Below are 20,391 nucleotides of genomic sequence, written 5' to 3' on the forward strand. Positions count from 1 at the left end.
AGGTTCGCGCTAACGGCGCGAAAGATTGAAGATCGACAGCGGCGGAAAGCTCTTTCGCAGCTTGGTGCGGCCGACATAGCCGCACTGGAAGCGGTCGGCGTGGCTGGTCGCCAGGACCCCGGCCATGGCCTCGCTGACATAGGCCGCGCCGGGCGCGACGTCGGGCTCGATCCGGGCGGCGACGACGACGTGGGCGCCGACCACCGCCTGGGTTCCGGTGATCGGGTTCACCCGCAGGTGCACCGGCCCGTAGTGGCCGCCGATGCGCAGGCCCAGGCGTCGCGGCAGGCCCCGCGCCCGCAGGTTCAGCCGCCGGTGGGCCTCCAGCAGGGACAAGGCCGCTTCGGCCGCCTCGGCCGGCTGGCCGAACACCAGGAACACGCCGTCGCCCCAGGTCTCGACATGCTCGGGCGGCGCGGCCAGGCCTGCGATCGCCTCGGCCATGCCGGCCATGACCACCTCGAAGAAGGCCGGTACCTGGTCGTCGCGCAGGGAGCCGAAGCCGCGCACGTCGATGAACAGCATGGCCTTCACGCCGCGCCCGCGCTCGGGGCTCGCGCCGGCCGGCGCGCGGGCATCGGGTTCGGGACGCGCGAACGGCAGGATCGCCTGCGGCCGCTGCGTCGAGCGCCAATAGGCCACGTCGGCGGCCGCGCCGGCCGGGCCGACGGCGGGACGTCCGTCCCAGACGGCGGCCTGGACGGCCCGGGTCGACAGGCCCTCGGCCCTCAGGATGGCGCAGCCGACCGCGAACCGGCTGGCGTAGGCGAAGACCTCGTCGTCGCCGGCATAGGGATCACGGGACGCGAACCGCACCGAGGCGGCCTTGGCCAGGCAGGCCTCGAACCGCTCGATCCAGCGCTCGCCGAACGGGCGCACCGAGATCTCGACATAGGAAGCCAGGGAGACTGGCGCGACGACGTGCAGTTCGGCGCCGGCCGCCAGCAGGGTCTCGGCCCACAGGATGTCGGCCCCGGCGGCCAGGCCGCCATAGCCGAAGCCGATCTTCTCGGCGCGCAGCAGGTCGGCCATCCGCGCCTTCAGCGCCGCCTCCCCGGCCGCGTCGCCGGCGGCGAACATGTGGCCGGTGAAATGGGCGGCGGCGGGCGGGCGCAGGATCTCCAGCCAGTCGGTCGGACCGCCGGTCTCGGCGGCGATCATGGTCAGCTGGCGCAGGGTCGAGGCGTGCGCCGAGACGCTGGATGGCGCGCAGGCGACGGCTTGGGCCAACATGTCAGCGGCGGCGGCGTGACGCCCCAGCAGGGTCAGGGCCTCGGCGCGGCTGGCGCGGTCGAAATAGCCGGCCTCGCCCCGGCCAGGATCGCCAGCGTGATCGAGCGCGGCGGCGGCCAGCTCTGCAGAGCGGCGCGCGTCGCCGGCGACGAGGCTCATGGTGGCGGCGTTGACGAGGCCGTAGCGGCCTCCGCCGAAGGCGGCGGCCTGGACGTAGCGATGGGCGGCGGCGCGGGCGAAGGCGCGACGGCGAGCGCCCCTCGCCTCCAAAGCGACGTCCTTCAGAAGCCGCGCGCTGAGCGAGCGGGCTTCGGCGTCGGGCGCGGCGTCCAGACCGAGGCGAACATGCTCGGCGCGCGCGAAATCGGTGGCGCCGGCGCGGGCCAGCGACAGCACGGCCGCATGGGCCGTGAACAGCGCGCCATCGCCCTCGTCGAGCAGGCGGCGTGCGAGATCATAGGCTTGAAGGTGCTCGCCGCGCCGAAGCAGCGCGGCGAGCTCATCAGATGGCGTTTGGTTGATCAGGCTCAGTCGCCGACGCCGTTCTCGATCTTCGGATCCAGGTCGATCGGCTGGCCGAGACGGTCACGCATGAACAGGCTGTAGATGAACACGCCCATGCGCTCGTTTTCGTAGATCACCCGGAACTTCGAGTACGGCAAGATCTCGCCTTGATACTCGTTGTCCTGCCAATAGAAGCTGGAGAAGTTGAAGCCCCAATCGTTCTGGAAGGTGATCGGCACAGATTGGAAATGCCAGCCGGCTTCCAGGAACTGGTCGCTGAGGGTGAACTCGATGATGCAACGCTCGGTCAGATCGAGCTTCAGCCGCGTCGGCTTGGCGGGATCATAGACGTTCATGAAATTGAGGCCGTCGGAGAAACCGACGGTGATGTAGACGATCTTGTCGGGCGGGCTGGCGATTTTGCTGATCATGAATTCCCCCTTGAGGCGAGTTAACCTAGAGATGAATCGCGCCAGAACGCAACAAAATCGGGATTTGCATAACCGCGTTCACGCAAGCTCTTGACCAGGGCCCTGGCTTGACCGGACTTGCCCTGCGCATGCAGCGCGCGAGCCAGAATATCCTGCCCCAAGGGAACTAGAGACTGGGCCTGCGGCCCCAGCAGACGCTCGACGGCCGCCGTGTCGCCCAACGCCAGATAGGCCGAGGCGAGCCAAAGATTGTCCTTAAGGCCCTCGCTCTTTTGATTGGTCGGGTGGGCAAGCGAGGCGACGATTTCGGACGCCAGCCGCCTTGCCTCGTCGCGTCTGCCTTCCAGGATCGCCAGGCGCATGCGCTGCACGTTCAGCCGGCCGCCCAGCTCCACATCCCAGGCCCGGATGTCGGAATTGAGCGCCGTCAGCCGCGCCAGACGGCTCGTCGCGGCCGCACTGGCCGCCCGTGCGGCGGGAACATCGCCCGCGCCCAGCGCCAATTCCAGGGCGTCGAGATCGACCGTGACCGCATACTCCTGCCACTTGGCGTTCTGCGGATCGAAGGCCGTGAGCTCGTCGTAGCCACGCCGGGCCTGCGCCACCAGGCGCCGCGCCTCTTCGACCCGGCCGACGTCGATCGCACGACGGGCCAGGGCCAGTTCGCCGGCATGGGCCTTGGCCGCCAGCGGCCTGTTCTCAGGCTCGGCCTTGACGATCCTCGCCATCAGTTGCGCAGTCACGACCCGCTCGGCATAGGCCTCGCGCACCCGGCCCAAGCGGTTGAGGGAGTCGGCGATCCAGGCGTAAGTGTCGACTAGGTCGACCAGCCGGTCGTGATCGTCGGGCGCCTTGCGGGCATAGGCTTCGAAACGATCGCGGGCGGCGACGAAGGCGGCCAGGGCCTCAACCGGTCTTTTCGCGTCCAGCAGCAGGGTCCCGAGGTTGCTCTTGGCGTAGGCGACCTCGAGGCCCCACTCGGCGTTCTTGGGGTCCAGGCGGGTCAGTTGCTCGGCCAGTTCGCCATAGCGCTTGAAGCCGGCTTCGGCCTCTGCGACGCGACCCAGACGCCAATCCAGATAGGCCAGCCAGAAGACATTCTGCGCCAGGTCATAGAGTCGCGCGCCATCCCGCGGCGCGCGACGCGACAGCGCTTCGGAGGTCTGGGCTGCCTGCGAGAAGGCCTGGCGCGCGCCCTTGAGGTCGCCCCGCTTGTCGCGGATCTCGCCCAGCAGGGTCTGGGCCTTGGCCTGCTGGCCCAGTGCCTCGTCATCCAGGTCGCGGGTCTCGACATGGGCATAGTGGGCCAGGGCCCGGGCGCCGACGCCGTCGAGCACGTCGAGGCGCCCGACCGGCTCCAGCTTCTTGCGCAGGTCGCCCAGCATATAAGCGACCAGGTCCTCAGCCTCGGCGCGCTGGGCCTCGGCCTCGCGGCGGGCGTCGACGGCGACCACGGCCAGGGCCGCGGTCACCACCGCCACGCCCAGGGCGCCGGCCGTGATCGCCGTCATCCAGCGGGTGCGGCGGCGGGCGTCGCGCTGGATAAGGCTGTCCAGCCGCGCGCCCAGCAGGGTGGCGGCGATCTTCATGAACGCCAGGCGGCGTCCGTCGCCGCCGGGGCGGATATCGGCGGCCAGGGGCTCGCCGCCGGGCGGCAGCGCCTCGCGCAACGCCGGCGGCAGGCAGTCGAGCACCTCGCCCTGCCCGTCGGGCGAGTCGACCAGCAGGCAGATCACCCGCTGCGGACCGTGGGTGGACAGAAAGTGGCGGATCTCCTCGCCCACCCATTTCGAGCGGCGCGCCGCCTCGGAACAGATCAGGATCAGGAACTCGGAGCGCTCCAGCGCCTCGCGAATCGCACCGCCCAGATCGGCGGCGGCGGACAGTTCGGCCCGGTCGCGGAAGATCGGCCGCAGCGGCCGCCCGCCCGCGCCCATAACCCCCTTCGGGGGTCGATAGGCTTCCAGACCCTTGTGCAGCCAATCGACGAGCTTGCCGTCGCCATGGCTGTAGCTGATGAAGGCCTTGTAGTTTAAGTCCCCCATTGCCCCTCGACTCTCCCCGCACGCGAACTCTGGAGCGGCGATTATGGACTCTTCCGTCCCCGCGATCACCCCGCACGCTACAGGTTACGCCGATCAGGCCTCGCGCCTGCAGGCGTTGTCGGGCAGCCGCCTGCTTCGTCACATGTCGCAGGCCGAGATCGAGGCGATCATTCCGCGCGTCGAGATCCTGGCGGTGCGGCGCGGCTCGCGACTGGTGCAGCGGCACGATCCGGGCGGCGCGGTCTATATCGTGATCCGCGGCCTGCTGCTGGTGAACCAGTATGCGCGCTCGGGCCGCGAGGTCGGCTATCGCCGCCTGCAACCGGGCTCCTATTTCGGCGAGATCGCCGCCATCGACCGCCTGCCCCGCTCGGCCAATGTTACGGCCCTGACCGAGACCATCGTCGGCCGCCTGCCCGAGGCGCTGGTGACCGAACTGATGGCCGCCTCGCCCACCTTCACCCGCGCGGTGCTGGAAGACCTGGCCGCGATGGTCCGGGCGCTGAGCAGCCGGGTGTTCGAGCTGAACGCCGTCTCAGCGCCCTGCCGGGTGCAGATGGAACTGGTGAGGCTGGCGACCGAGGCCGGCATCGAGGACAACCGCGCGGTCCTGACCAAGGCCCCGACCCATGCCGAGATCGCCGTCCTGGCCGGCGCCCAGCGCGAGGCCGTGACCCGCGAGTTGAACCGGCTGGAAGCCCGCAAGCTGATCGCCAAGCAGGGGCGGACGTTGACGGTGCTCGACGTCGACGGCCTGGTCGACGAGATCGAGCGCCTGGGCGGCGACGAGCCGGAGCTTTAGGGCCCTGGGAGGTCATCGCCCGCTTTATGCGTGCGACCCAAGCGGCGCATCAGGATTTGGCTAGGTCAGCTTGGGTCGCCCGGACAAGCCGGGCGATGACTTCTGATGGGAAATGCTGGCGCGGATCGACCTAGCGCCCCTCCTGCAAAGCCCGCGTCACGCCGTTGGTCCAGCCGAAGCCATCCTGCAGGGGGTACTCCCCGCCCCCGCCGGCCTTGGCCTCCTCGACGTCGTACTTTTCCAGCATCTTGCCGCTGGCCTGGTACTCGCGCTCGACCGTGGCCAGCCAGCGATCCGAGATTTCCGAGGCCAGGGCCGTCTCGCCGTAGCGGCGCAGGCCGGCGACGGCGACCCATTGCAGAGGCGCCCAGCCGTTGGGGGTGTCCCACTGCTGACCCGTGCGACGGGTGGTGGTGCGCAGGCCGCCCGAGGCCAGGAGCTGGGCGCGGGTCGCGATAGCCACCGCCTTGGCCTGGTCGGGCGAGGCCGCGCCGACGAACAGCGGATAGAGAGTCGCGGCGCTGAGGGCGTCGATCCGCTCGCCGCCGGTCCACAGATAGTCGAGATAGGCCCCGCGCGAAGCGTCCCACAGCACCGTGTCCATGGCCGCCTTGCGGGCCTTGGCGCGGCCGTCGAACTCGGCGACGCACGGTGCGTCGGCGATCCGGGCGCAGCCGGCCGAGATCGCCGTCTCCAGGCCGTACATCAGACTGTTGAGGTCGACGGGGACGATCGCCGTGGTGCGGATGGTCTTCAGGTGCTCGCCGTCGGCCATCCAGCGCGAGGAGAAGTCCCAGCCGCTTTCGGCCCCGGCCCGCAGGTCGCGGAACACCTCGGCCGGCGGCCGGCCCGTGGCCAGCGAGGCCTCGCGGGCGGTCTCCAGGTCTTCGCGATAGGATTCGTCGCGCGGCGTGACGCGATCGTCGTAATAGCGGTTCAGCACGGCCCCGCCGGGAAAGGCGACGACGCGGCGATAGGCCTTGCCCGGCGCCACGGTCTTCTCGCCGTCCATCCAGAAGGCGTGCTCGCGGCGCATCAGGTCGACCCGGGCCTTGACCAACGCCGGATCGGTCGCCTCCGACAGGCCGACCATGGCGTAGAAAAACGGCGGCTGAGAGCGGCTGAGATAGTAGGTGCGAGCGCCGTTGGGGATGTGGCCGTAGGCGTCGATCAGGCCGCCGAAGTCGTCGATCATGCTCTCGACGAGGTCGCCGCGCCCGTCGAGCTTCAGGCCCAGCATCGTGAAGTAGCTGTCCCAGTAATAGATCTCGCGGAAGCGCCCGCCGGGCACGACGAAGGGCTTGGCCATGGCCAGGGCCGAGCCGCCGGCCACGGGCTTGACCGGCTCGCGGGCCAGGTGCGGCCACAGGGCGGCGACGTGGGCCTTCAGGGTGGTGCGCGCGGCACTGGGCGCGGGCATGGCGCCGGCCTCGGGCACGACGAAGTTGGCGCGCACGAAGCGCTTCAGCTCGGCGTCGGTGAAGCGGGCCTGGGCGCGGTAGGCCTTGAGGATCGCGGCCGGGTCGCGCTTGGGCGCGGCGTCGACGAAGGTCTTGCCGTCCGGAAACAGCCGCCGCGTCTGCACCTGGTGGAAGAGCTCCTGGTAGGTATCGGCGGGGGTCTGGACTTCGGCGGCGGGGGTCTGGGCGCTCGCCAGCGACGCCAGCGCCGTCCAGGCCGTGGCGGAAACGACGGCGAGCAGGCGGGCGCTGATCATCGGGGCCTCATCGAAGAAAAAGGACGCGGGCCGGCATGGAGGAAAGCCGGCCCGCGCGAAGGGTCTGTTGCAGGTCAGAACCCGCGAGATCGTCAGAAGTTGTAGCCGACACTCAGGCGCACCGAGCGTCCGAGGATCGGCCGGGCGTTGGCGCCGCTGGTCGAGCGCGGATCGCCTTCGGTCAGGCCGTGGCTGTCGGTGAGATTGTCGCCGGCCACCTGCACGTCGAAGGCGCCCACCCGGAAGATCGCGCCGAGATCGAGCTTCTCGTAGCCCTTCAGCACCTGGGTGTTGGCGTTGTCGGCGTAGCGGTCGTCTACGGCGCTGAGCGTGCCGTAGAAGGTGGCGTCCACCGTGCCGAGCGCCACGTCCCAGCTGGGGGTGAAGCGGATCTGCCAGTCGGGCTGGCGCTGGGCGCTGTTGCCGGCGTTGGCGGGGATCGAGGACTGCTTGATCTCGGTCTTCTGGAAGGTGCCGTTCAGCGCCAGCGACAGGCCGAAATCCGACTTCCAGCGGCCGTCCAGTTCGACGCCGTGCGCCTTGTTGGTGTTGCTTTCCTGGATGCCGCCAACGTCGGCGAACTTGGCGCCCTTGAACTCGTTGGCGAAGCCGGTGGCGTAGAGCTCAAACGGTCCGCTACGCAGCTTGTAGCCCAGCTCGTACTGGTCGACCTTCAGGGTGTCGGTCAGGTTTTCGCGGAAGTTGTCGAAGCTTGGGAACTTGTAGCCCCGCGAATAGCGCACGAAGACGCCGGAGACCTCGTTGAGGTCGTAGTTGGCGCCGGCCGTGTAGGACGTCTTGCTGTGGCTGTAGTCGGTGGTGCGGATGGCCAGGCCGTCCGGATAGCCGTTGCCGTCATCGACGACGTAGTCGGTCTTGAACCGTTCGCGGCGCGCCCCGAGATCGATGCGCAGCTTCTCGGTCACCTGCCAGGAGTCGGCCAGGTAGAGAGCGTCCACCCGCCCGTCGCCGGCCGAGACCAGGCCGTAGGCCCAGCAGCCCGAGCCGCTGCCGGCGGTCGCCAGGTTGGCGCAGGTGATGCTGCTGGCCAGGTAGTCGCCGTTGGCCTTGACCTGCATCGGGCGGAAGTTGCCGATGGTCCAAAAATCGTCCGACGAGAAGCTGGAGGCGTAGTAGCCGGCCGAGACCTCGTGCGTTCCGAAGCTCTTGGAGATGCTGAAGTCGTTGGTCAGGGCCTCGATCTCCTTCTCGACGATCCAGGCGCCCCAGTTCTGCACGTAGGCGCCCGCGCCCAGGGCCGTCCCTCCGCGCGTGGTCACGGCCGAGCCGGTGACCGCAGCCACCGAGGCCGCCGTCACCGCCCCGCCGTCAGGCACCAGGCCGTAGGTGTTGGCGTCGCCCTTGGTGAAGCTGAAGCGGTCGCGCACCGTCCAGCCCTCGCCGAACTCGTGCTCGAAGCTGCCGCCGACCACGTAGCCCTTCCAGCCCCGGCCGTCGGCCAGGTCGAACTGGCGGGTCGTGCCGTCGGCATGGACCTGCAGGGTCTGCTGGCGGGAAAGCTCGCCGATCTGGGTGTAGGTCCCCTTGTCGACGCCGGGCACGTTGATGGCGAACGGCAGGTACCAGGCGCCATGGTCGTCGGTGGCGCGGGCGTAGAGGTTGATCTTGCCGTTCTCCAGCTTCTTGGTGAGGTTCACCGTGAACTGCTGGCCCTTCTCGCTGTCGAACTGGGTGTCGCGCACGCCGGGCGAGCGAGACACGTAGCCGCCGACCATGAAGAACAGGTCGTCGGCCAGCTTGCCGCTGACCACGCCGTCGACGCGGCGCAGGCCGTAGTCGGAGGTCGAGGCCTTGATCAGGCCCTTGGTCTCCTCGCCGCCTTCCTTGAGCATGAAGTTGGTCGTCAGGCCCGGCTGGCCGTTGGAGAAGATCGGGTTAGGGCCGCCGCGCAAGGCTTCCATCCGCGAGATGGTCTCGTCGACGCGGAAGATCGACGAGTTCTCGAGGAACGACAGGGTCGAGGGCGGATAGATCGGCGCGCCCTGCAGCTGGATGGTCAGGAACTCGGCGTCGCCGGTGGCGGGGAAACCGCGCACGAAGACGTTAGCGCCGGCCACGCCGCCCGAGGTCTCGACCCAGACGCCGGGCACCAGGGCCAGCAGTTCGGCGCTCGACTTGGGCGAGGCCTTGGCGATGTCGGCGGCGTTGATCGTGCTGACCGCGAAGCTGGCCGACAGCTTGTCGATGCCCGCCCCGCCGGGGGTGCCGACGACGATGACTTCCTCGACCTCGGACGGCGCTTCGGGCGGCGCGGCCGGGGGCTCGACGGCGGCGGCCGGGGCGGCCTGGGCCGTGGCGCTGGCGGCGACCAGCAAGCCTCGCCCGCGAATGGCGTAGACGCCGCTAGCGGTGGGCTGGGCGACCATGTCCGAGCCGGCCAGCAGGCGCTTGAGGCCCTCGTCGGCCGAGTAGCTGCCCTTGAGGCCGGCGCTGCGCTTGCCGCGCAGCTGGGTCTCGTCGAAGGCCAGCTGCTGGCCCGAGATGCGGCCGAAGGCGCGCAGGGCGCCGCCCAGGTCCTGGGCCGGAATGTCGAAGCTGTAGGTCGCGCGCTGCTGGGCATAGCCCAGGGTCGGCGCGGTCAGGACCGCCAGGACGGCGGCGGCTGTGGTGGTGGCGCCCCAGACGAGGCGGCGGTCGAAGCTCTTGCGCATCACTTCCCTCCCTCGCGCCGATCATTGTTCTTTGGCGGCGCTTTGGTCAGTGAGACGCCTCAGCCCGAGGAAGACTCACCGGCCCCGCTGATCTTTTTTTGCCCGCGATCAATCCGCAGCACCGTTTCGCCCGACGAAGGCTCGGCGCGGACCGGCAGAACGGCGGTGACGCCGTCGACGAAGGCCCGGGTGTCGCCCGAGGTGAAGACGCCGCTGATCTTCAGCCGCCCCACGGCCGGATCGGCGATCCGCAGCTTGTCGCGGGCGTAGCGGTTCACCCGCTCGACGGCGAGATCCATCGGCTCGTCCTGGAACACCAGCTGGCCGCTCTCCCAAGAGGCGGCGCGGGCCGGGTCGGTCGCCGAGACCACCGTGGCGTCGGAGGTCGTCGAGGCGACCAGTTCGTGGTCGGGGGTCAGCAGGCGTTCGGCCGGCGCGCCATCGACCTTGACCGTAGGCGGCGGACGACCGCGAGACCCCTCCCCGTCCAGCACCGCCACATGGCCCTCGTAGAGCACCACGCGCATCTGGCCGGTTAGCTTCTCGACGCTGAAGGTGGTGCCGGTCGCGACCACCAGCTTGCCGTCGGCGGCGACCGAAAACGGCCGCAGCGGATCCTTGGCGACCGAGAACTTGGCGCGGCCCTCGTCGAGCCACAGCCGCCGCCGTCCGCCGTCGTAGCGCACCCGCAGCACCGTGGCCGCATCGAGCGAGGCGCGCGAGCCGTCGGGCAGCTCGACGATCCGCCGCTCGCCCTCGCTGGTGCGATAGACGTCGGGCTGGACAGAGCGCCAAGCGAGCCCGCCGCCGGCCAGGGCCGCGACCAGACAGGCGGCCAGCGCCCCGCCGATCAGCGCTCGCCGGTCCGGACGGGCGGCCCATCGCCGGCTCTGGGCGCGACGCAGGTCTTCCAGGGCCTCGCCGCGCAGGGCGACCATGCCCGGGCTCATGGCCTGCTCGTCGACGGCTCGCCAGGCGCAGACGGCGTCGTCCAGCAGGGCGCGATGCTCGGGGTCGGCGGCGAACCAGGCCTCCAGCTGCGCCTGCTCGGCGCCCGAAAGCTCGCCCTCGGCCAGGCGCACGCACCAGGCGGCGGCTTCGTCGAGCGCGTCCTCGCGGCGGACGTCGGTGATATCGGGCCCGTTCATTCGCCGGCCCTCGTGCGACGGGTCAGGTGGCCCATGGCCTTGAGGATGTGTTTCTGCACGCCGCTGGTGGTCATGCCGTAGAGGGTGGCCAGCTCGGCCTGCTTCATGCCTTCGAGGCGGAACAGCAGGAAGATGGCCCGGGTGCGCTCGGGCAGTTCGCGCAGGGCCTCGGACACCTCGCCCAGCCGCTCGCGGCCCATCAGCAGGCGCGCCGGATCGAAGGGCTCCAGGTCGATGGGCTCGGCCCGCACGGCGGCGCTGTAGCTGTTACGCACGCGTTCCCGCCGCGCCCGGTCACGCAGCAGGTTGGCGGCCATCTGGAAGATGTAGGCGTCGGCGTTGTCCATGCTGCGGTCGGCCTGCGTCAGGGCCAGCTTGGCGAACAGCTCCTGGGTCATGTCCTCGGCGTCGCTGTGGCTGGCGGCGCGGCGCATGAAGAACGCCATCAGCGCGGGCCGATAGCGCCGATCCAGCCGTCCCAGATCCTGTTCCGTCTTAGGCTGCACGGTCCGTCTCGACAGTTTCCCCGCAGTGCATGACGCACATCCTGGCCCGAGGCACACCGAACAACGACGATTTTTCTTCGGGTCGCCTTCAGAGCGCGTGCGTCGCCCGCTTGACCCAGGTGCGCAGAGGCGTCTCCACCCAGCGCCAGGCCGCCCAAGAAGCCGCCGGAAGGACGAAAAAGGCCAGGACGCAGAACCACAGCGGCAGGTCGCGCTTCCAGCCGTCGGGATAGATCGACAGCATCACGTACCAGAAGGCCCAGTGCAGGGCGTAGAGCGGATAGGACACCCCGCCCAGCCGCTCGCACCACCGCGCCAGCCGCCCGCCGGGATCGTAGGCGCCCAGCAGAACCAGGGTCGGGAACAGCAAGGTCGTGCAGGCGAAATCATAGAGGCCGTTGGCGACCCGGGTCGGCCAGACCGGCAGCACCAGAACGGTCAGCAGCAGCACCGCCGGAACCCAGGCCTTGCGCGCGGAAAAGCTCGCCCGGTGCCGCCAGCACAGCCAGCCGATGGCGAAGGGATAGGCCGCGCGCAGCACGCCGAGGCCAAAGGTCGCCTGGTCCCAGCCGGTCTGCAGCCCGCCCATGCCGACAGCCACGAACAGCAGCGCCGCGCCGGCCAGGAACACGAACATCACGATGGCCATGTCGGGGGCGCGGCGCAGGGGGAACCAGGCGAGGCTGACCAGGACCTCCAGGCACAGCGACCAGGCCAGCGGGTTGAAGGGGAACAGCGAGGGGAAGGTCCCCGCCTCCATCGGCGCGAACTTGGGGATCAGCAGAAGGCCCTTGGCCAGGTCGATCCAGGTCTCGCCGTCGCCCTTGCCGGTCAGCAGGACCCCGGCGACCGTGGCGAGGAACAGCATCGGCCACACCCGCACCCAGCGGGCCAGCAGGTAGCCGCCAAAACCGATCCTGCGCTGCTCGAAGGCGTGGGCCAGCACGAAGCCGCTGAGGCAGAAGAAGAAATCGACGGCCAGATAGCCGTGGCCGAAGTGACCTCGGCGGCCCGACCAGTCGGCGATGTGGTAGAGCAGCACGCCCAGGGCCGCGACGCCGCGCAATCCGTCCAGCGCGGTGAATCGTCCGTCTTGCGTGGTCGTCCGAAGCGTCACCGGACGGTGGTGTCACGCGGCGAGAGACGGGGCAAGCCTCGGCGCTCGCGGCGCGAGCGGGACGGCTAGGCCGCCGGCTCCAGCTCGCCGCGTTCCGCGCAAGAGCAGATCCGGGCGTTCAGCACATGAACGCCGGCCAGCATCAGGCCGCCCAGGCTGGTCAGGCCCGCTTCTGCCCAGTCGCCGATCGGGGCGAAGGCGCCGGCGGTCATCAGGGCCAGGCCCACGGCCGCCAGGGCGACCATGCCAGGGCGTCGCCAGTTGCCCGAGCGGGCCAGGGCGAAGACCGAGATCGGCGCGGCCATGGCCAGGAACAGCGGGTGCAGCCACTCGGCGTGGGACAGGTTGGCGGCCAGCGGCAGCAGGGCCGCCATCACTGGCAGGGCCAGGCAGTGCACCAGGCACAGGCCCGACAGCCCGATCGCCGCGCCGTCGAGACCCCGTTGCAGGTGAGTGTGGCGGGCCATGGGGAACTCCGGATACGGCGGTCGAGGCGACTTAAATGTTATTACATAACACCACGTCAAGGGCGGCCGCGCGGATTTCTGCGGGAACGACGATTGATGAGTCCAGCTCATCACCTCGTGTGACAAAGCCCGCCTAATCAACCGCTTCGCACGGGCCTAGGCTTGCCGCTTCGCCGGTTGCGGCGGCAACCATCCGGACGTTCGCCGCTTATCGGCTAGCGCCTCCCGTGCAGTCGGGGTGCGCGGGACGGCCGGGAGGATCGGAGGATGCAATGCACGACTTGGACGAACTCCAGCTGTCGCGGCGGGGCCTGATGGCCGCCGGCGCCGCCACCGCCGCCGTGAGCGTCTCGCCGCCGACCGCCGTAGCGCAGGACGGACCGGACGCGCCGGTGACGGCCAAGGTCGCCTTCACGGTCAATGGCGAGAAGCGCAGCCTGACGCTCGACACCCGCACCACCCTGCTGGACGCCCTGCGCGAGCACCTGAAGCTGACCGGCAGCAAGAAGGGTTGCGACCACGGCCAGTGCGGCGCCTGCACGGTGATCGTCGAGGGCCGGCGGATTAATGCCTGCCTGAGCCTGGCCGTCATGCACGAGGGCGACGCCATTACCACGATCGAGGGCCTGGGTTCGCCCGAGCGGCTGCACCCGTTGCAGGCGGCCTTCGTCAAGCACGACGGCTATCAGTGCGGCTACTGCACGCCGGGGCAGATCTGCTCGGCCAAGGCGGTGCTGGACGAGATCAAGGCCGGGGTGCCCAGCCATGTCAGCGCCGACCTGACGGCCGCGCCGAAGGTCACCGAAGACGAGCTGCGCGAGCGGATGAGCGGCAACATCTGTCGCTGCGGGGCCTATTCCAACATCATCGAGGCGATCGCTGAAGTCGCAGGAGGCCGGGCATGAAGGCCTTCGCCTACGAGCGCGCCCGCAGCCCGCGCGAGGCGGCCAGCGCCGCCGCCAACGACCCGGGCGCCCGCTTCATCGCCGGCGGCACCAACCTGCTGGACCTGATGAAGCTGGAGATCGAGACGCCCCGCCGGCTGATCGATGTCAACGGCCTGGGGCTGGACGAGATCAAGCCGACCCGGGACGGCGGCCTGCGGATCGGGGCGCTGGTGCGCAACACCGACCTGGCCTCCGACAAGCGGGTGCGCAAGGACTATGGCGTGCTGTCGCGGGCCCTGCTGGCCGGCGCGTCGGGCCAACTGCGCAACAAGGCCACCACCGCCGGCAACCTGCTGCAGCGCACGCGGTGCCCCTATTTCTACGACCCCAACATGCCGTGCAACAAGCGCCGGCCGGGCGCGGGCTGCTCGGCGATCGGCGGCTTCACCCGTTCGCACGCGGTGCTGGGCGCCAGCGAGGCCTGCATCGCCACCCATCCCAGCGACATGGCCGTGGCCCTGCGGCTGCTGGACGCCACGGTCGAGACCGTGCGGCCCGACGGCGGCGAGCGGACCATCCCAATCGCCGACTTCCACCGCCTGCCAGGCGATACGCCCCATGTCGAGACCGCCCTGGCGCGCGGCGAACTGATCACCGCGGTGACCCTGCCGAGGCCCCTCGGCGGCCAGCACGCCTATCACAAGGTGCGCGACCGGGCGTCCTACGCCTTCGCCCTGGTGTCGGTGGCGAGCGTGATCCAGAAGGACGGCTCGGGCCGCGTCGCCCTGGGAGGGGTGGCGCACAGGCCCTGGCGGGTGGAGGCGGCCGAAGCCGCCATGACCCAGGGTGCCAAGGCCGTCGGCGAGACGCTGCTGGCCGGGGCCAGGACCACGTCCCAGAACGGTTTCAAGCTGACCCTGGCCGAGCGCGCCCTGGGCGCGGCCATGGCGCAGGCGAGGGCTTAGAGATGAAGTTCGACACCCCCGCCACGACCAATCCGATCGACCAGCTGAAGGTGGTCGGCAAGCCGCTCGACCGCATCGACGGGCCGCTGAAGACCACCGGCCGCGCGCCCTACGCCTATGAGCGGCACGACGCGATCGAGAACCCGGGCTATGGCTACGTGCTGGGGGCGGCGATCGCCAAGGGTCGGATCACGGCCATGGACGTCTCGCGGGCCAAGGCCGCGCCGGGCGTGCTGGCCGTGGTCACCGCCGAGACCGCCGGCAAGCTGGGCAAGGGCGACAACAACACCGCCAAGCTGTTGGGCGGGCCGGAGATCGAGCACTACCATCAGGCCGTGGCCGTGGTGATGGCCCAGAGCTTCGAGCAGGCCCGGGCCGCGGCCAGCCTGATCAAGGTCGAGTACGAACGCGCCAAGGGGACCTTCGACCTGGCCTCGGCCAAGGACGGCGCGACCAAGCCCGGCGACGGCAAGGCCGACACGGCGGTGGGCGACTTCGAGACCGCCTTCGCCGCCGCGCCGGTCAAGCTGGACGAGACCTACACCACTCCCGACCAGGCCCACGCCATGATGGAGCCGCACGCCAGCATCGCCGCCTGGAACGGCGACAAGCTGACCCTGTGGACCTCCAACCAGATGATCGCCTGGAGCACCGGCGACGTCGCCAAGACCCTGGGCCTGCCCAAGGAGAACGTGCGGCTGGTCTCGCCCTTCATCGGCGGCGGGTTCGGCGGCAAGCTGTTCGTGCGGGCCGACGCGATCCTGGCGGCGCTGGGCGCCAAGGCGGCGGGACGGCCGGTGAAGCTGGCCCTGCAACGCCCTCTGATGTTCAACAACACCACCCACCGGCCGGCGACCATCCAGCGGATCCGTATCGGCGCGACGCCGGACGGCAAGATCACCGCCATCGGCCACGAGAGCTGGTCGGGCGACCTGCCCGGCGGCGGGCCCGAGACGGCGGTACAGCAAACCCGCCTGCTCTATGCCGGCAAGGACCGCATGACCAAGACCCGGCTGGCGGTGCTGGACCTGCCCGAGGGCAACGCCATGCGCGCCCCCGGCGAGGCCCCCGGCCTGATGGCGTTGGAAGTCGCCATCGACGAACTGGCAGAAAAGCTGCGGATCGACCCGATCGAGCTGCGCATCCTCAACGACACCCAGGTCGATCCGGAAAAGCCCGAGCGGCCGTTCTCGCAGCGCCAGCTGGTCGAATGCCTGCGCACCGGGGCCGACAAGTTCGGCTGGGCCAGGCGCAGCGCCAGGCCCAGCCAGGTACGCGACGGCCGCTGGCTGGTCGGCATGGGCGTGGCGGCGGCCTTCCGCAACAACATGGTGATGAAGTCGGGCGCGCGGGTGCGGCTGGAGGCCTCGGGCACGGTGACAGTCGAGACCGACATGACCGACATCGGCACCGGCAGCTACACTATCATCGCCCAGACGACGGCCGAGATGATGGGCCTGCCGATCGAGAAGGTGGCGGTGCGGCTGGGCGACTCGACCTTCCCGGTCTCGGCCGGATCCGGCGGCCAATGGGGCGCCAACAGCTCGACGGCCGGGGTCTACGCGGCCTGCGTGAAGCTGCGCGAGACGGTGGCGGCCAAGCTGGGCCTCGATCCCAAGACCGCCGAGTTCGCCGACGGGCGGGTGAAGGTCGGCAACCAGAGCCTGCCGCTGGTCCAGGCCGCGGCCGACGGGCCGGTCACGGTCGAGGATTTCATGGAGTTCGGAAACCTCGCCAAGACCCACCAGCAGTCGACCTTCGGCGGCCACTTCGTCGAGGTCGGCGTCGACGCCTTCACCGCCGAGATCCGCGTGCGGCGGATGCTGGCGGTGTGCGCGGCGGGCCGCATCCTCAATCCGAAATCGGCCCGCAGCCAGGTGATCGGGGCCATGGTCATGGGCACGGGCGCGGCGCTGATGGAGGAACTGGTAGTCGACAAGCGGCTGGGCTTCTTCGTCAACCACGACCTGGCCGGCTACGAGGCCCCGGTGCACGCCGACATCCCGCACCAGGAGGTGATCTTCCTGGACGAGACCGACCCGATGTCCTCGCCGATGAAGGCCAAGGGCGTGGGCGAGCTAGGCATCTGCGGCGTCGGGGCGGCGGTGGCCAACGCCATCTACAACGCCACCGGCGTGCGGGTGCGCGACTATCCGGTGACCCTGGACAAGCTGCTCGAGCAGATGCCGCTGATGGCCTGAGTCACCCCAGCCGCTTGATCGCCGCCTTCAATGGCCTGGCCGCCTCGGCATAGTCGGCCCAGGCCGTGCTCCTGGCGATCAGGTCCGGGGCCGTGCGGATCGTGAAGCGCGAGGGATCCAGCCCCGCCTTCACCTGCGTCCAGTTCAGCGGCATCGACACGGTCGCCCCCGGCCGCGCCCTGGCCGACAGCGGCGCCACCGCCGTGCTGGTGCGGTCGTTGCGCAGGTAGTCGAGGAAGATCTTCCCGGCCCTGGCCTTCTTGCTCATGGTGATCAGGTAGCGGTCGGGATCGTCGGCGGCCAGGCGCGCGCAGACCTCGCGGGCGAAGGCCTTGGCCTGGTCCCACGGGACCTTGTCCGACAACGGCGTGACCACGTGCAGCCCCTTGCCGCCGGTGGTCTTGCAGAAGCTGACGAGACCCAGCTCCTCCAGCCGGTCGCGCATCTCGCGGGCGGCGACGATGACGTCCTCGAAGGTCACCTCTGGCGCCGGGTCGAGGTCGAAGACCAAGCGGCCGGCGACCTCGGGATCGCCCGGCTGGCAGTTCCAGGGATGGATCTCGACGGCGGCGATCTGGGCGGCGGCGACCAGGGCCTCGACCCGCTCGAACTTGATGTAGGGCTGGCGGTCGCCGCTGACCGTGACGGTCTCGATCAGCGACGACATCCCGCGCATGGCGTGGCGCTGGAAGAAGGTCTCGCCGTCGATGCCGTCAGGCACACGGATCACCGAGGCCGGTCGCCCCTGGATATGCGGCAACATCCATTCGCCGACGGCGGCGTAGTAGCGGGCCAGATCCAGCTTGGTCCCAGGCTCGCCGTCGCCGGCGTCGGGCCACAGCGGCTTGTCGGGCTTGGAGATCGGGACGCCGAGGACGACGCTTTCGCCCTTCGAAGTCGCCGGCTTGGCGGCTCGGGGCGTCGGCTCGGCCAGTTCGGCTTTCGCGGCCGGCACGACGTCGGCCTCGACCTCGGCGGCGGGCTTGTCCTCGCGCAGGCCCTTGAAGGCGGCCTGGCGGATCGCGCCCTCGCCGGTGAAGCCGGCATATTCGATCTCGGCCACCAGCTGCGGCTTCACCCAGTGGATGTTGGCGGCCTTCTTCGGCGCGCCCACTCCTTCGAACGGCGAGCAATCGGTCTCCAAGGCTTTGAGTTTCGGCAACAACTTCGCGACCTTGTCCTTGCCGAACCCCGTGCCGATCCGGCCGACATGGGCCAGCTTGCCGTCGCGCATGACGCCGGCGATCAGCGAGCGGAAGGCCGTTCCCGTCGTCGTCCAGCCGCCGATCACCACCTCGTGGCCGGCCCGGCACTTGGACTTGGTCCAGGTCTCGCTGCGGCCCGATCGGTAGGTCGCGTCCAGTCGCTTGGAGATGATCCCCTCCAGCTCCAGCTTGCAGGCCGACAGCAGCACCGCGTCGCCCGCCGTCTCGAAGTGGTCGACGTAGCGCAGGCGGGGTTCGTCTTCGCCCAGCAGGGCCTTCAGCCGAGTCTTGCGCTCGCGCAGGGTCAGGGACCGCAGATCCTCGCCGCCTTCGAACAGCAGGTCGAAGGCGAAGAAGATGATCTCGCCCTCCCCGCCCTCGGACAGCGCCGCCTGCAGGCCGGCGAAGTCGGGCTGGCCAGCCTCGTCCAGCACCACGGCCTCGCCGTCGATGAGCCCGTCGGGCAGGTCGGCGGCGGCCTCGGCGATCCCGGCGAACTTCTGCGTCCAGTCCAGGCCCTTGCGGGTGCGCAGGACCGCCCGGCCGTCCTCGACGCGCAACTGCAGGCGATAGCCGTCGAACTTGATCTCGTGCGCCCAGCCCGCCCCGGCCGGCGGCCGCTCGACCGACTTGCACAGCTGCGGCTCGACGAAGTCCGGCATGGCGGCGGGTTTGGACTTGGATTTCGCGGCCGCCTTCTTCGGCGGCTCGAAGCTGCGGGTTTCCTCCGCCTCCTTGGCCAGGGCCTCGCGCTCGGCCTTGGTACGGGATTTCCAGACGGCGTCGGCGGTCCCCTTGGACTTCAGGATGAACGGCTTGGGCGACCTGCCCTTGCCGGCGGCGATGTCGGCCATGCTCCGGTTCGAGGCGATCGAGCGGTCCTCCTCCAGGATCATCGCCCCCTCGCCCGGCCGCGCGGCCTCGTCCTTGTGCTTGATCAAGAGCCAGTTGCTGCGCTTTCCCTTCCCGTCCTTGGCGTTGCGGTCCCAGTTCATCCGCACCAGCACCCAGGAGCCGTGCAACCGCTCGCCCTCCAAGACGAACTTCAGTTCGCCTTTCTTCAGCGCCTTGCCGATGTCCTCGAAGCCGGGCTCGGGAACCCAGAAGCCGCGGTCCCACAGCTGCACCGTGCCGCCGCCGTACTGGCCCTTGGGGATCGTGCCTTCGAAGTCGCCGTAGTCGAGCGGATGGTCCTCGACCTCGACCGACAGCCGCTTGTCGGCCGGATCCAGCGACGGGCCCTTGGTCACCGCCCACGACTTCAGCACCCCGTCGACCTCCAGCCGGAAATCGTAGTGCAGCCGCGTGGCGTCGTGCTTCTGGATGACGAATCGCAGGTGCGGCGCGGCGGCCACCGCCGTCTCGCCGCTGGGTTCGGCGGTCTTCTGGAAATCGCGCTTGCGACGATATTCGGCCAGCTGCGGCTGCGTCATGTCCCGGTCCTCCGCTGAAAACAAAGGTCTTCGGGCCTGGGAACGGTTCCCCTTCGCTGCGGGACGTGTTTCAGTGTCCCGATTGTCAATGACACCGGTTTCCATTAGAGACGGCTCAGGTCCGACAAACGGACCGGCTAGAGTAATTCGAGGGAGGGTACGCGGCGTGACCGTTTCTGAGGCGCAGAGCGACCTATTCGCACCGGCGTCCATCGCCCCCCAATTCGTCGAAGCCCGCCAAAAGGGCGTCTCGGTTCCAGGCTATCCCGGCGGGGCCCTGCCCCAGACCATGGCCGACGGCTATGCGGTGCAGGACATCGCCATCGACCTGTGGCCCGACGAGCTGGTCGGCTGGAAGGTGGGTCTCGTCCCGCCGCAGCACCGCGAGCGCCTGGGCGTCGATCGCCTGGCCGGCTGCATCTTCAAGAACAACGTCTGGGACGCGGGCGCCGAGCCGACCTCGTTCCGCGCCATCGCCGGCGGCTTCACCGCCGTCGAGGCCGAGTTCATCATCCGCCTGGCCAAGGACGCCCCCGAGGGCAAGACCGCGTGGACGGCGGAAGAAGCCGCCGAATACGTCGGCGAGCTGATCCTCGGCGTCGAGATCGCCGGCAGCCCGCTGAAGACCATCAACGAGCTGGGCCCGCCCATCGTGGTCTCCGACTTCGGCAACAACGACGGCCAGATCCTGGGTCCGGTGATCGACAACTGGCGCGAGCTGGGCTGGGACGCCATGCCGGCCGAGACCTTCATCAACGGGGTCAGCGTCGGCAAGGGCGGCGCGGCCTCGATCCCCGGCTCGCCGCTGGCGGCCCTGGCCTTCCTGCTGGGCCACGTCGCCTCGCGCGGCCGACCGCTGAAGAAGGGCATGATCGTCACCACAGGCGCCAGCACCGGCATCCACGACATCGCGGCCGGCGAAGAATCGACCGTAAGCTTCGGTCCGCTGGGCGAGGTGCGCTGCAAGGCGGTCCCCGCCTGACGGGGCTCTAGGTCCCAGGTCGAACAACGAAAAACAAAACTAGGGTAAGGAAGACGACGTCGATGGACATCCCCGC

15 protein-coding genes are annotated in these 20,391 nt (G+C 69.8%); 5 read left to right on the forward strand and 10 right to left on the reverse strand.

Going from position 1 to position 20,391, the window contains the following annotated elements:
- Positions 1-9 precede the first annotated feature (9 nt).
- The 3 genes from I4Q42_RS18505 to I4Q42_RS18515 form a co-directional block, all read right to left on the reverse strand.
- Entirely contained in the window at positions 10-1,629 is a 1,620-nt protein-coding gene (locus tag I4Q42_RS18505; RefSeq protein ID WP_332873110.1) for an adenylate/guanylate cyclase domain-containing protein, read from the reverse strand.
- Positions 1,630-1,760: 131 nt separating this feature from the next.
- Positions 1,761-2,168 (reverse strand): hypothetical protein, encoded by a 408-nt coding sequence (locus tag I4Q42_RS18510; RefSeq protein ID WP_232793263.1) that lies wholly within the window; start codon positions 2,166-2,168, stop codon positions 1,761-1,763.
- Between the two features lie 20 nt (positions 2,169-2,188).
- Positions 2,189-4,213 (reverse strand): toll/interleukin-1 receptor domain-containing protein, encoded by a 2,025-nt coding sequence (locus I4Q42_RS18515; RefSeq protein WP_198577564.1) that lies wholly within the window; start codon positions 4,211-4,213, stop codon positions 2,189-2,191.
- 43 nt (positions 4,214-4,256) lie between these two features.
- Between I4Q42_RS18515 and I4Q42_RS18520 the strand changes: the two genes are divergently transcribed.
- Positions 4,257-5,015, forward strand: a complete 759-nt coding sequence (locus I4Q42_RS18520) for a Crp/Fnr family transcriptional regulator (RefSeq protein WP_232793264.1) — start codon at positions 4,257-4,259, stop codon at positions 5,013-5,015.
- Positions 5,016-5,145: 130 nt separating this feature from the next.
- Here I4Q42_RS18520 and treF read toward each other — a convergent pair whose 3' ends face one another.
- The 6 genes from treF to I4Q42_RS18550 form a co-directional block, all read right to left on the reverse strand.
- Positions 5,146-6,732, reverse strand: coding sequence for an alpha,alpha-trehalase TreF (treF, locus tag I4Q42_RS18525; protein WP_198577565.1), 1,587 nt, complete (start codon positions 6,730-6,732; stop codon positions 5,146-5,148).
- A 92-nt stretch (positions 6,733-6,824) separates the two neighbouring features.
- Positions 6,825-9,404, reverse strand: coding sequence for a TonB-dependent receptor domain-containing protein (locus tag I4Q42_RS18530; protein WP_198577566.1), 2,580 nt, complete (start codon positions 9,402-9,404; stop codon positions 6,825-6,827).
- Positions 9,405-9,463: 59 nt separating this feature from the next.
- Positions 9,464-10,552, reverse strand: a complete 1,089-nt coding sequence (locus I4Q42_RS18535; RefSeq protein WP_198577567.1) for a FecR family protein — start codon at positions 10,550-10,552, stop codon at positions 9,464-9,466.
- On the reverse strand, positions 10,549-11,058 hold the full coding sequence (locus tag I4Q42_RS18540; protein ID WP_198577568.1) for an RNA polymerase sigma factor: 510 nt from the start codon (positions 11,056-11,058) through the stop codon (positions 10,549-10,551). Before I4Q42_RS18540 ends, I4Q42_RS18535 begins: the two co-directional genes overlap by 4 nt.
- An 88-nt stretch (positions 11,059-11,146) precedes the next feature.
- Complete coding sequence (locus I4Q42_RS18545; protein ID WP_198577569.1) at positions 11,147-12,175, reverse strand: acyltransferase family protein; 1,029 nt, start codon at positions 12,173-12,175, stop codon at positions 11,147-11,149.
- Positions 12,176-12,240: 65 nt separating this feature from the next.
- Entirely contained in the window at positions 12,241-12,642 is a 402-nt protein-coding gene (locus I4Q42_RS18550; RefSeq protein WP_198577570.1) for a MerC domain-containing protein, read from the reverse strand.
- A 272-nt stretch (positions 12,643-12,914) separates the two neighbouring features.
- Between I4Q42_RS18550 and paoA the strand changes: the two genes are divergently transcribed.
- From paoA to paoC, 3 genes are read left to right on the forward strand one after another with little or no spacing between them, the layout of a single operon-like run.
- The gene (gene paoA / locus I4Q42_RS18555; RefSeq protein ID WP_198577571.1) at positions 12,915-13,547 is read left to right on the forward strand and encodes an aldehyde dehydrogenase iron-sulfur subunit PaoA; all 633 of its coding nucleotides are present in this window, start codon (positions 12,915-12,917) and stop codon (positions 13,545-13,547) included.
- On the forward strand, positions 13,544-14,494 hold the full coding sequence (locus I4Q42_RS18560) for an FAD binding domain-containing protein (protein WP_198577572.1): 951 nt from the start codon (positions 13,544-13,546) through the stop codon (positions 14,492-14,494). The genes paoA and I4Q42_RS18560 overlap by 4 nt, the downstream gene beginning before the upstream one ends.
- A 2-nt stretch (positions 14,495-14,496) precedes the next feature.
- Positions 14,497-16,695: an aldehyde oxidoreductase molybdenum-binding subunit PaoC gene (gene paoC / locus I4Q42_RS18565; RefSeq protein ID WP_198577573.1), complete on the forward strand. Its 2,199-nt coding sequence runs from the start codon at positions 14,497-14,499 to the stop codon at positions 16,693-16,695.
- A gap of 1 nt (position 16,696) precedes the next feature.
- Here the strand turns inward: paoC and ligD are convergent, their stop codons facing one another.
- Positions 16,697-19,333, reverse strand: coding sequence for a DNA ligase D (gene ligD, locus I4Q42_RS18570; RefSeq protein ID WP_198577574.1), 2,637 nt, complete (start codon positions 19,331-19,333; stop codon positions 16,697-16,699).
- Between the two features lie 166 nt (positions 19,334-19,499).
- Here ligD and I4Q42_RS18575 point away from each other — a divergent pair, with 166 nt between their 5' ends.
- Entirely contained in the window at positions 19,500-20,315 is an 816-nt protein-coding gene (locus I4Q42_RS18575) for a 2-keto-4-pentenoate hydratase (protein WP_198577575.1), read from the forward strand.
- Positions 20,316-20,391 lie beyond the last annotated feature (76 nt).

It is taken from the genome of Caulobacter hibisci, from assembly GCF_016135805.1.
Lineage (GTDB): Bacteria > Pseudomonadota > Alphaproteobacteria > Caulobacterales > Caulobacteraceae > Caulobacter > Caulobacter hibisci.